The 11,673-nt window shown below is 63.2% G+C and carries 10 protein-coding genes; all 10 read left to right on the top strand.

Annotated features, from left to right (window positions below; translation table 11 throughout):
- Positions 1-12 precede the first annotated feature (12 nt).
- Positions 13-5,334, top strand: a complete 5,322-nt coding sequence (locus U5N23_RS09520) for a phage tail length tape measure family protein (RefSeq protein WP_322592568.1) — start codon at positions 13-15, stop codon at positions 5,332-5,334.
- A 2-nt stretch (positions 5,335-5,336) separates the two neighbouring features.
- Positions 5,337-6,269: a hypothetical protein gene (locus tag U5N23_RS09525; RefSeq protein ID WP_322592569.1), complete on the top strand. Its 933-nt coding sequence runs from the start codon at positions 5,337-5,339 to the stop codon at positions 6,267-6,269.
- On the top strand, positions 6,269-8,608 hold the full coding sequence (locus tag U5N23_RS09530; RefSeq protein WP_322592570.1) for a hypothetical protein: 2,340 nt from the start codon (positions 6,269-6,271) through the stop codon (positions 8,606-8,608). Before U5N23_RS09525 ends, U5N23_RS09530 begins: the two co-directional genes overlap by 1 nt.
- Positions 8,609-8,767: 159 nt before the next feature.
- A complete protein-coding gene (locus tag U5N23_RS09535) occupies positions 8,768-9,040 on the top strand; it encodes a holin (RefSeq protein WP_322592571.1) in 273 nt (90 codons plus the stop codon).
- On the top strand, positions 9,037-9,630 hold the full coding sequence (locus U5N23_RS09540) for a lysozyme (RefSeq protein WP_322592572.1): 594 nt from the start codon (positions 9,037-9,039) through the stop codon (positions 9,628-9,630). The genes U5N23_RS09535 and U5N23_RS09540 overlap by 4 nt, the downstream gene beginning before the upstream one ends.
- Complete coding sequence (locus tag U5N23_RS09545) at positions 9,627-9,944, top strand: hypothetical protein (RefSeq protein WP_322592573.1); 318 nt, start codon at positions 9,627-9,629, stop codon at positions 9,942-9,944. Before U5N23_RS09540 ends, U5N23_RS09545 begins: the two co-directional genes overlap by 4 nt.
- Positions 9,944-10,420 carry a hypothetical protein gene (locus U5N23_RS09550; protein WP_322592574.1) on the top strand — a complete coding sequence of 159 codons (477 nt, stop codon included), beginning with the start codon at positions 9,944-9,946 and terminating at the stop codon, positions 10,418-10,420. The genes U5N23_RS09545 and U5N23_RS09550 overlap by 1 nt, the downstream gene beginning before the upstream one ends.
- A 46-nt stretch (positions 10,421-10,466) precedes the next feature.
- The gene (locus U5N23_RS09555; RefSeq protein WP_322592575.1) at positions 10,467-10,838 is read left to right on the top strand and encodes a hypothetical protein; all 372 of its coding nucleotides are present in this window, start codon (positions 10,467-10,469) and stop codon (positions 10,836-10,838) included.
- Positions 10,839-10,860: 22 nt separating this feature from the next.
- Positions 10,861-11,166 carry a hypothetical protein gene (locus U5N23_RS09560; RefSeq protein WP_322592576.1) on the top strand — a complete coding sequence of 102 codons (306 nt, stop codon included), beginning with the start codon at positions 10,861-10,863 and terminating at the stop codon, positions 11,164-11,166.
- Positions 11,163-11,672: a terminase small subunit gene (locus U5N23_RS09565; protein WP_322592577.1), complete on the top strand. Its 510-nt coding sequence runs from the start codon at positions 11,163-11,165 to the stop codon at positions 11,670-11,672. Before U5N23_RS09560 ends, U5N23_RS09565 begins: the two co-directional genes overlap by 4 nt.
- Position 11,673 lies beyond the last annotated feature (1 nt).

Consider the following 11,673-nt stretch of genomic DNA (forward strand, 5'->3'; position numbering starts at 1 on the left):
GAGAGGTTGAGTATGGCCATTGATCAAACCGCCGATGCAGTTCAAGCCAACGCGCAGTACCTGGCACAGGGCCAGGCCATGGTGTCTGTGGCCCAGCAAATCAAGCAGGCCGTGGCGGGGCAGCTGGCTGTGTTCGGGAGCATGCAGCAAGCGGTCTCAGATTTGTCGAGTGCTATGCAGAGCTTGCCAGGGCAATTGGGCGACTTCTCTTCTGCGCTGCAGTCAGGGAGTGCGTCAGGTGTCGACTTCTTGGAGCGGACCAACCAGGTCGTCGGCTCTCTTGCTGATCTTGGCGATGCCGTGGATCTCGTAATGTCGGCGAAACCCATCGCTGAATTTTCAACGAAGCTTGGCGCTGCAATTGGGGGTGTGGGTACTGCCGTCGCAGGGACCTTTGCGGTTGCTGTCGCTGCGGTGGTTGCGGGGGTGGCAGGGCTGGCTGTCGCCTATAACGAAGGAAGTAAAGAGTCCGACGCTTTTTTGAAGGCGCTGGTTTTGAGCGGAAACGAAGTGGGTGCCACGGTAGGCCAGATGCACGCGATGGCCGCGAGTATCAAAGAGGTGGTTGGAACCCACGGAAAGGCTGCGGAGTCTCTCGCCATCTTTGCCTCGCAGGGGGCTACAGGTGCGGCGACCCTTGAGCAATACACACAGGCTGCGATTGGCTTTGAGCGAGCTGCGGGACAAGCTGTGTCTGAAACGGCAAAGCAGTTTGCGAGCCTACAAGGAGATCCCTTGAGTGCGGTGCTAAAGCTCAACAATGGAATGAACTTCCTCACTGAGTCGACTTACGCGCAAATCAAGTCGTTGGAGGAGCAGGGGTTGGTAGCTGAGGCTGCGGATGTGGCACAAGCTGCATTTGCAAATGCGCTCACCCAGCGCAGCAAGGTGATAGAGCAAAACCTTGGTGTGGTTGAGCGTGGCTGGCGAGATATCAAGGACGCAGTTTCGGAAGCTCTGGATGCCGTGAAAAGCGTGGGTCGCAGTGTTGGCGTTGAAGGCCAGTATGCAGCGCAGCAGCAGGTCGTGGACAAGCTGCAGGCAGATTTGGCTTCGCGCCAAGCAATGGGGCTCAATACGACTTATCTTGAGTCGCATCTCAATGCGGCAACTGATCGCCTTGCGGATCTCAACAATCAGGTCGCCCTCAATCAGATCAACGCGCAGTTGGAGGCAGAGCGAGCCACGCGGGTAAAGGCGCGTGCTGAGGTTGAAAAGGATAGCCTTCAATATCTTTCTGATGCGGAAAAAATTCAGCGTCGGATTAAGGCGGAAAACGAAAAAATCAAAAGCGCATACACCGGTCTCAATGACGAGGATGCTCAGAAGAGGATGAATCTCGAGATGGCTGAGCGTGAGAGGGCCATTCTGGCAAGCGCTGCGCGACCAAAAATCGCTCGGCCATCGTCGGGAAAGGAGCTGTCCGAATACGACAAGCTGATGAAGCATTTGGAGGACATGCCCGTGAAGGCTGCCGCTGCAAAGGCAGCGCAGACCAGCTATACCAAGTCCGAGGCGGAGTTCTTGGCATTGAAGGCTAGCGCTACTTGGAAAACATTCTCGGAGAGAGAGCAGAAAGATATCGAGACCAAGTATGAAGCGGTGATTGCTGCGGAAAGACAGACCAAGGCCAATCAAGATGCCCTGCAGTCTCGCGAGAAATACCTCGCTTCGCTGTCCTCTGGCATAGAGAAGACCAAGGCAGAGGTAGTTGCCCAGGAGGAAGCCAACACGCGCATGGGCATGAGCAAAGAGGCCATTGCAGCACTGGAAATCTCCAAGCTCGAGATGATGGCTGTCGATCTGGAGCTGCAGGCGATCAAGGCGATGGACAAGAACCTGGATGAAGCCGCGTATGCGCTGCTGATCCAGCAGGCTCAGGGGTATCGGGCCTTGGCCCAGGCAAAGAAGGATGGAGCTGCCAAGGAACAGACGCAGGCTGCAGACGCGCAAGCCAAAGACTCTCAGGGGAAGGCGGTTGCGAAGGCGGAGGAAGCTGCCAAGAAGGCCCAGGAGCAGTGGAAGGCCACGGCGGAAATCATCAACAAAAGTCTGACCGATGTGTTCATGAAGGGATTGGAGTCCGGCAAGGATTTCGGGAAGAACCTTGGCAATGCTCTGAAAGAACAGTTCAAGAACCTGGTGCTCAAGCCGACCATCAGCGCTATGGTGAGCCCAATTTCGGGAGCTCTCAGCACGTTGGTGTCCGGCATCATGGGGGGGGGCAACAGCCCGCTTGCAGCCCTGGGCGGTGGCTCAGGTAGTGGCAGCCTGCTGGGCAACCTGATGACGGTCGGCCAGATTGGCTACCAGACCTACACCGGCCAAGGGGTGATGGGGTCGGTTGGCAATGCAATTTCGGGTTGGCTGGGAGGCAGCGCGGTAACCCCTGCAGGTATGGCTGGCCCAATTGCAAGCAAGGCCGCGCTAGACGGAACCGCATCGTTTGGCGTGAACTCTCAGCTCGGCAACACGCTGGGAGGTGCGGGGGCGTCAGGCATGGGCTTCATGGGGTATGCCGCCATCATGGCGGTGCTAGCAAACGCCATGGGATTTTTCCGTAGCAAGAGCATTGTCGGCTCTGGTCTGAAAGGGACACTCGGCGGCGCCACGCTTACGCCTTGGGAGGAAGAGCGTACAGGGGGAACCCTGTTCTATGGCGCAGACTTTGAGACATCTGATCCACTTGCGCGATATCGAGAACTCAAGCGCCGTGACCAGGAGGCCATCGCACGTTTCAAGGCCGAGGGTGCTGTCAATGGCACCTCTGCCATCTACAACGGCCAAGCTTACGATAGCACGCTCGCCGCATCCAGCATTCTGAATTTCGGAACCTACGACGAAGACATGGAGCGGATGATCGGGCTGGTGCAGGCCCAGTCGGACGGCATACAGAAAGGCTACAGCGAGTTTCGCAAGAACCTTGTTGGCATGGCCAACGATCTTGGGCTGGCTGGCGACAAGATCGCCGACTTCACCTTCGACCTGAGTCAGCAGGACCTGAATTTCCAAGGGCTTGACGACGCAAAGATCCAGGAGAAGATCACTGCCGCCTTTGGCAAAGCCGGTGCAAGCATGGCGAAGGAGGTGCTGGGGCAATGGATCACCGAAACGGTGGACGTCGTCAAGAGCACGCAACTGAGCCAATTGACTGAGTCGTCTGACGCGCTGTATGACGTAAAGGTCGAGCAGGTCACGCGCAAGCGCTATGAGCCTAGCGAGTACGCCAAAGCCGGCGAGACCGCTTTCGATACGCTCACGCGCTTGGCGACGAGCTTCAACACCCTCAACGAAGCAAGCGACGCCCTGGGCTTTGGCATCCACCAAGGCAGCCTGGCCCTCGCCGACTTTGCTGATGACTTCATCGAAGCGTTTGGTGGGCTGGAGCGCTTTACGGCCTCTACGGGCGCTTTCTTGCAGAACTACTACAGTGACGAGGAGCGCCGCCAGTACTTGGCTAGCAGCGGCTCGCGCCGGCTGGAAAAGCTGGGAATCAATGTCTCGGCAGAACAGCTGTTGGGCGCCACCGGGAGCGACATCAGGAACGCCGTCAATTCGGTCGTGTCCAACCCGGATCTGTATGGCGATGTCATGGACATCGCCAACTACCTCGCGCCCCTGTACCAAGGGGCGGCGCAAGCAGCACCTGCGGTTGAGAACCTGACCAACGCTGTTGACGAACTGACCCAGAAGTTCACCGGCGCCAAGGAGGCCTTGCTCAACGATGCCAAGTCACTGTCGGTGGAGCTGCTGAAGGCCCAGGGCAAGGAAGGGCAAGCCAAGGCGCTGGAGCGTGAGAACTACCTGGCCGGATTCTCCGACCTGGACGAAGTACGCAGGCAGGAGATTGCGACCCAGTACGACGCCAACACGGCCACCCGCCGCGCCATCGACGTGCAGAACGAGCGCAATGGACTGCAGGACGAGCTCAATGCACTGACCGACGATGCGACCCAGGCGCTGACCCGCCAGCGTGATGCGCTGGATGGGAGCAACCGCGCGCTGTTCGACAACGTGCAGGCGGTCAAGCTGCAGAAATTGCTGGCCGAGGAGCTGCCCGGCGTCGTCGACAAGTACCTGAGCCCTGCACAGCGCCGGCAATCGCAATACGACAGGGTCACGGCCGACTTGAATGCCGCAGGGCTCAAGGTCAGTACCGACCAACTGATGGGCCTGAGCAAGGCGCAGATTGGTGCAGCGGCTGTGGAGATCTACAACCTGGCTGGAGTTTCCGATGAAGCCCGCCTGGCCATCGTGCGTGCGGCTGGTGCCCTGGCGGACTTGAAGGATGCTGACGTTGACAGCGCTTTCGCTGCGCTGGAGCGCGCGGTGGATGCACAGCGCACGGTTCTGAGCGAAGCCATCACCGAGCTCACCACGGTGTTCGAGACTGCACGGGATGCGGCGAAGTCGCTGTTTGGCGAGGTGGAGAGTGCGGTGCAGTACCAGGGCGATGAGGGTCGCGCCTTCATCAGCAATGCCTTGCGCGTTGCAACGAGCACGGGGTACCTGCCGGACAGCGAGAAATTCACCGAGGCGGTCAGCAATGCCACAGGGGCGCTGGGCCAGCAGATGTTCGCCACGCAGGCCGAGTCTGACTACCAGCGATTGGTTCTTGCCAATGAACTCAAAGGGTTGCAGGACATCAGCGGCGACCAGTTGGAGAAGGCCAAGACACAGCTCGAAACGCTGGAGGAACAGCTGAAGGTTCAGCGCCAGCAGGTCGAAGCCTTGGGCGGTATCGACGCCAGCGTACTCAGTGTGGAGCAGGCCATTGATCGCCTGGCAACCGCGATGAACGGTGCACAGGCCACGCCACGTACGCCGACGACGACGCTGAAAGGGGCCGGTGGCGCCAGCTATGACCTCACCACGGGCACTGGGCAGACCTCTTCTGGGGTTGCGTTCAGCGGTAGCGCCATCAAGGAGGCTGCGCTCAAGGCCATCAGCGAAGGCGCTTCGCCTCAGCAGATCTACAACATCATCCGCGACAGCGGCTTTACCGTGGCGCAGGCCGAGCAGATGGCGGGCTCTGCGCCTGGCAGCCTGCAGAAGCTGGAGGCGGAGATGGGCTGGGCCGCTGCCTACGGTGGTGGCACTGGCAACTACTCCAGGCAGTCCGCCCACAGCGCATCAGCCCTGGTTGAACCCACGGCGTACGACCCCACGGCAGGAGGCAATGCCAACCAGCAGATCGTCTCTGCCCTGCAGGACGTGCGCGCCGAGCTGATCGAGGTGCGCAAGCAAAACGACCAACTGCAGTACGCCGCAACGCGCACTGCTGATGCCGTCAACGGGCGGCCCGAGGCCCCCATGCTCGTGGAGAACGTTTAAACATGAACATCATCGACAACATCACCATCACGGACACCATGGTCGGTGCCGGCACCACCATTGCCGAGCCCTCGGCGGGCGAGACGGCATGGGCCTCTGGGGTGGCCTATGCGGTGGGCGATATCCGCATCCGCGCAACGACGCACCGCAAGTACAAGTGCGCGGCAGTGCACACCAGTGCCACGACGCCTGTGCCTGAAAGCGATGGCACACGCTGGGTGGACATCGGCCCCACTGACCGCATGGCGCCGTTCGACATCTACACCAGCACGCAGGCGCTGGCCACTGGCAGCTTGACCTATGTGCTCAAGCCCGGTTACTTCAATAGCCTGGCGTTGTATGGCCTGACGGGCGGGCAGTACAGCGTGACGGTGCGCGATGCACCGGGCGGCGCGGTGATCTACGCGCGCTCGGGCTTCCTGGTGGACGACCCACTGGGCTGGTACGAGTACCTCTTCACCACCGCGCGGCCGGTGGGCAAGCTGGTGTTCACCGGCATCCCGATCCGCCCCGCGGCCGAGCTCACGCTGACCATCACGGCGGCTGCGGGCCAGCCGGTGGGTATCGGGATGATCGTGGTGGGCGACTACATCCCGCTCATCAGCGACGAGGCCCAGTGGGGCGGCACCCAATACGGCGCATCGGCCGAGCCGGTGACATACAGCTACATCAAGACCAATGACGACGGCACCACCAGCATCGTCAAGCGCCACAGTGCCACCAACCTGCGCGCCAGCGTGGTCATGCCGCGCGAGCACGCGGACGCGGCGCTCAAGACCCTGCAGCGCGTGCTCGACCGCCCGGTGGCTTTCTTCGCCACGCCCGCCAAAGGCTACGAGGGTCTGAACGTCTTCGGCATTGCTTCCTCCTCGCCCGTGGGCTACGACAGCTTCGGGCACGCCTCCATCAACATCAACGTGAAAGGGCTCATCTGATGCCAACCAATCCTCCGAACATCACCGCGCTGCCCAGTCCACCGGATCCGAATGACCGCAGCAGCTTCAATGCCCGGGCTTATCCGTGGAGCGTGGCGCAGCAGACGCTGGCTACCGAGGTGGCGGCTGTTGCGGCCAATGTGAAAGGGAATGCGGATGAGGCTATAGCCGCTTCGGGTGTTGCTGTCGCAAAAGCTGCGCAGGCACTGGCCAGTGAAGCTGCTGCGGCGGCCAGTGCCGCAAGCGCGCTCAATGCGCCCGGCGCCTTTGCCACAAGCACCACCGGTGTGGCCATCGGTGCAGGCACGAAGAACCTCACGTTGAGTCAACTCGGCAAGCTGTTCTTCCCCGGTCAGCGCATCATCATGGCCCTTGCCACGGACCCGGTGAGTACTCAGCAGGTAGGCACAGTGGCGTCCAATGACCCAGCAACGGGGGCGTTATCTATCGTTGTAGGGAGTGGCGATTTCAGGGGGAGCGGCACGTTCACCGATTGGGTGATCAGCATGGCGGGGCAGGGTACCAATCTGCCCAAGCCAGTCGCCGGTGATGCAGGGAAGCTGCTGGGAGTCTCGGGCGCTGGCACCTACGAGTTCGTGGACGGCCGTGGTGCCGGGGGGGCTGGAGCGCCGGCGGGAAATCTGGTCCTCTCCAGCGCAAGCGCGGCGGTGCAAACGCTCACTGGCGGCTTGCCGGGGCAGTGGGTGCAATTGCCCAGCGCGACCACCATGCCCACAGGCACCAACCTGTTTGCGCTCATCAACAAGGCGGGAGTGGATGTGGAGATCCGCAACGCTGCGGGCACGGCGTTGGGGTTTGCGCGACCCAATGCTACGGTGATGGTGAATCTTGCCGATAATTCCACGGCAGCCGGCGTGTGGGGGCTGGGGGGTGCTGCACCCTGGGGGGTGCTCAGCATGAACATGCCGACCGGTGCATCTGGCATTGCGGGCGAACTGCACAGGGTCCTTTCTGTAGACATCGGCCGAGAGTTGATGCTGGTTGTTGCGAGTGACGGCATCTATGCCGCCGTTTGGGATGGCAATACTTGTACGCTTGGAGCTTCTACATTGATTGCCGCTTCTACTGTTGCAACCAGTGGAGGAGGAACAGCTCAAGTACGCGCAGTCAAAATTGCTGCAGACAAGTTCCTGGTGATCTTCAATTCTGGCGGTGTTCGCGCGTTGGTGCTCACCATCTCCGGAACCGCGATCACGGTAGGTTCGATTGCGACCAACAGCAGTGTCGGATTCGAGCGGTTTGATGATTTCGTTGAGTTGGCTGGTGTTGGCGCGCTCCTACTGGCGCCGGCTTCGGGCTCGAACTACCCCTATGCGACAGTTTTCACGGTATCGGGAACCACAGTCACTATCGGGACGCCTACGCTGGTAGCGGGTGCCATTGCAGTCACGCAAGCGCATCCCAGAGTCGCTTTTGACCTGGGCGGCGGCCGCGCGTTGGTGAACTTCAACACCAGCTTCCATGTATTGACGGTGTCTGGTGCCACCCCATCCCTGGGTACGGGGGTCACGCTCGGCAATGATGCGTCAAGTATGGCTGTGCGCAAACTGCCGAGCGGGCGTTTCGCCGCCATCGCTGGAAACAGCGGTACGCAGCAGGGCGCCATCATCACCACGACCGGAGCGACGGTCAACATGAGCGCTGTGAATCTCTTTGCAGCGTCGGCAGTGGATGCGTTCCACGTTGTTGGGAACCAGGTCATTGCCGCAGGCTCGATGCCATCGGTCAGTGCTGCTGCTATGTACAACGTGCTGACCGACAGCGCGGGCACGGCGGTGGCTGGGGTGGCCCTGGCTCGGCATGCATCAGGAAACAATCAATCCAGACGCTTGGTGTTCAGTGGTTGTGATGCTATATCCATTACAACAACCCGTACGAGCGGCAATTACGACACGATGGGTGATGCCTATTTCACCCGCATTGGAGTCAGCGGCAACAACCCAGTATTGCTGTCCGTTGCAGCGATTTACAACGCGGAGAACTCCAGCACAGGCGGTGGCATCGCACCTCCTCGCGATGCGTCCATTTTCTCACCTTATCAAGGGATGTCGGGCAGGGACTTGTTGCCCGTGGGGACCGTCGCAGGCGCTGCCGCGTCATTGGATTTCAGCTCTCACCGTTACATGGCCTGGCAAACCGAGGGCAATTACGTGCAGATGATTCCTCGACCGATGCTTCCTAACACGACGTACTACCCGCCCAACCGCTCGACCTCACAAAACCGCGGGGAATCGCTTTCGCAAATGTGGGCCGCGCAGTCATCGACTGGAGGTGTCGTCTCGCCCTGGGTCGTGCTTCATCGCATCAAGGTTGCATGACCAATGCGCCACGACTGCGGGCAGCGATCCTTGATCGCCCATGGACTTGTGCTCTTTGCGATGCACCAACCACCAAGCCGCACCAGCGGCCTTTTTTTCGCCCTCCTCCCGCCCACCAGGCGGCGAGGGCCGGGGCGGCGACTGCAAGGAGCAGCACCCATGAGAAACGAAACCATCGACGCCCTAGGCGCTACGGGCAGCAAGACCATTGCGGCCGGCGCGGGGCTCACCAGCTTTGGCTGGATCACCTCCAACGAGTTCCTGGGCCTGGTGGGCGCCATCGTGGCCGTGGCGGGCCTGGCGATCACCTGGTACTACAAGCGCGAGGCGAACCGGCGCCATGCGCGCGAGCATGAGCTGCGCATGGCGCGGCTGCGCCGGGGCATGGAAACGCCGGACACCGACCTGGCCGAGCAGGGGGTGGACGAATGAGTGCCCCTGCTGCTGCTGCCGACCGCGGCCTGCGCTACTTTCCCCACCTGGTCGGCTCCCTCGCGCTGGCCAGCGCCGCAGTGCTCACCTTCCTCGGCCAGTGGGAGCCCGATGCGCGCGACCCCGGCCTCGTCTATGCCGACAAGCTGGCCGGCGGCCTGCCCACGGTGTGCAAGGGCATCACGCGGCATGTGACCCGCACGCCGGTGGTCGTGGGCCAGCGCTGGACGCCGGCGCGCTGCGCGCAGGAGGAGGGCGCCGCCATCGAGGTGCTGCAGCTGCGCCTGGCCCAGTGCTTCACGCGGCTGCCGCCGCAAAGCGTGTTCGACATGGCCACCAGCCATGCCTGGAACAACGGCGTGGGCAGCACCTGCGCCAGCCAGGCCATGGTGGCGTGGAACGCGGGCGACTGGGCGCTGGGCTGCCGGCGGCTGGGTGTGTCCGACAGCGGCAAGCCGGTGTGGAGCTATGTGCGCACCGGCCGCATGCTGCCCGATGGCAAGCCCGAGATGCGCTTTGTGCAAGGCCTGGCCAACCGGCGTGCGGCCGAGACGGCGGCGTGCCTGCAGGGGCTGGAGGCACGGCCATGACTGCGGTGGTGGACATCGTGATGGGCATGGTGCTGCTGACCATGCCGCCCACGCCGCAGCCGGTGACCTACACGGCCACATCGGGCGCCACCGTGCTGGGCTACAGCAGCGTGGCTGGCTGGGTGCCTGCGGAGCAGTGCTTCAACCGCTGCCACACAGCGGCCGGCCAGCCCGTGCCGCTGCTGCGCGGCGAGCTGTCGCTGGCGGACATGGCCGACCTGAACATCGTGGTTCGGCGCGATGGTGTCCCGGTCCTCTCGTTCTGGCGCTTCTTCGGCAATGTGCCCGTGGCCTATCTGGAAGGGGCGCGCTGATGGCACCGCTGCTCATCACCCACACCGCTGCCGCCGTGCTCGGCGCGGCCCTGGCCGCCACCGCCGCCTGGCAGGTGCAGGGCTGGCGCCTGGGCGGGCAGATCACCAGCCTGCAGGCCAGCCATGCCAGCGAGCGCGCACGCGCCAGCCAGGCCGCATGGGCGGCCGAGCGCGCCACTGCCATCCGATACCAAGGAGCCCTCAATGTTGCACGCACCCGTGAAGCCGCTTTGCAGCGCGATGCTGCCCGCGCTCGCGCTCTGTCTGACGGCCTGCGCGAGCAAGCCGCCCATGCCGCCCGCCGCATTGCCGATGGTGCTGCCCCCGCCGCCGTCGCTGAGTACGCCACTGCCGTCGGTGAGCTATTCGCAGACTGCAGCCGAGCGCATCAAGAGCTGGCGCGACAGGCTGATGGCCACGCCGCTGATGCAAGAGCCCTCCGCGACGCCTGGCCCTTGAGTACCGGCGGGTCGTGACCGCCCATCCCTTCTCGTTGCCCCTGCCGACTGCGAGCCCATCGCCATGCCACACATCCCATCCGCACCCTTGCCCTGCGCCCAGGCCCTGACCATGCCCACGCGCACCATCACCAGCATCCGTGCCGGCGGACTCAAGTCGCGCGTGGAAAAGCTGTTGCACAGCCGGGTCGGCCAACCGCTCACGCTGGGCGAGATCGGCGCCGCGCTGGACCTGCCCAAGACATCGCACCCCGAGATCAGCAGCTGCCTGGCCAAGCTGCGCGAGGCCGGGGCCGTGCAGTCCGCACCCGGCCCCGCATCGAGCGCGCGCGGGCGGCGCCTGGTGCAGCGCTACAGCATCCTGCAGCGGCGCGTGGGGGGCGATGTGCGTGTGTCGGAGATGGATGCGCGCCGGGCACTGGCCATGCCCGCCTGACAGACCACCAGGAGATTTGCCCATGGACGTTGATCACCACAGCGAAGAAGACCTGCACCTCATCGAACTGCAGGCCCCGGGCAGCGCGCCCCTGCACGCCGGTGTGTCCGCGTCGGGCCTGGTCTACCTGCGCGGCGATCTGCACCCGCTGGGCAGCGCCACGGCCCTCATCAAGGCAGCGCGCGAGCAGGTGCCCTATGCGGCGTTGGGCGCGGTGAACGTGCTCTTCCCGGCCGACTGGCTGCGCGGCGAATGCCTGCACGACGCCGACCGCCTGCGCGTGATCGCCGCGATGGAACGCCTGGTGCGCGGGGCGGCTGCGGCATGAGCGGCCGCCCCACCGCGCCGCGCCTGCTGGCCGTGCCTTCGGTTGCTGCTACAGCCACTGCCGCCGCCCCCGTGCCAGGCCAGGATGCGGCGCAAGATGGCGGCAGCGCCAGCGGGCCCGAGGACGGCGTGACGCCCGCCATGGTGGTGCGCGAGCTGGCCAGCATCGCCTTCTTCGACATCCGCAGGATCTTCAACGGCGACGGCAGCCTGAAGCGCGTGCAGGAGCTCGACTGCGCCACCGCTGCCGCCATCGCCTCCATCGAGGTGGTGGAGATCGGCCCCGGCGGCCAGCTGGAGCTGGCCAAGAAGTTCAAGTCGCCCGAAAAGCTCAAGGCCCTGGACCTGCTGGGCACGCACCTGGGCATGTTCGCCAAGAAGGCCGACGACGCCCCCGACCCGCTGCGCAAGGCCCTGGCCCAGATGCCCGCCGACCGCGCCGAGGGCATGCTGGCGGCGCTGGAGCTGGTGAAATCGATCAAGGAGAAGTCGCACAGTGCTACCTGAC

Source organism: Acidovorax sp. (assembly GCF_034519795.1).
Classification (GTDB): domain Bacteria; phylum Pseudomonadota; class Gammaproteobacteria; order Burkholderiales; family Burkholderiaceae_C; genus Acidovorax.

What these genes read in the sequence shown, in the direction of transcription:
- U5N23_RS09520 (WP_322592568.1), top strand. Translation starts at nt 13, where the DNA reads ATGGCCATTGATCAAACCGCCGATGCAGTTCAAGCCAACGCGCAGTAC.
- U5N23_RS09525 (WP_322592569.1), top strand. Translation starts at nt 5,337, where the DNA reads ATGAACATCATCGACAACATCACCATCACGGACACCATGGTCGGTGCC.
- U5N23_RS09530 (WP_322592570.1), top strand. Translation starts at nt 6,269, where the DNA reads ATGCCAACCAATCCTCCGAACATCACCGCGCTGCCCAGTCCACCGGAT.
- U5N23_RS09535 (WP_322592571.1), top strand. Translation starts at nt 8,768, where the DNA reads ATGAGAAACGAAACCATCGACGCCCTAGGCGCTACGGGCAGCAAGACC.
- U5N23_RS09540 (WP_322592572.1), top strand. Translation starts at nt 9,037, where the DNA reads ATGAGTGCCCCTGCTGCTGCTGCCGACCGCGGCCTGCGCTACTTTCCC.
- U5N23_RS09545 (WP_322592573.1), top strand. Translation starts at nt 9,627, where the DNA reads ATGACTGCGGTGGTGGACATCGTGATGGGCATGGTGCTGCTGACCATG.
- U5N23_RS09550 (WP_322592574.1), top strand. Translation starts at nt 9,944, where the DNA reads ATGGCACCGCTGCTCATCACCCACACCGCTGCCGCCGTGCTCGGCGCG.
- U5N23_RS09555 (WP_322592575.1), top strand. Translation starts at nt 10,467, where the DNA reads ATGCCACACATCCCATCCGCACCCTTGCCCTGCGCCCAGGCCCTGACC.
- U5N23_RS09560 (WP_322592576.1), top strand. Translation starts at nt 10,861, where the DNA reads ATGGACGTTGATCACCACAGCGAAGAAGACCTGCACCTCATCGAACTG.
- U5N23_RS09565 (WP_322592577.1), top strand. Translation starts at nt 11,163, where the DNA reads ATGAGCGGCCGCCCCACCGCGCCGCGCCTGCTGGCCGTGCCTTCGGTT.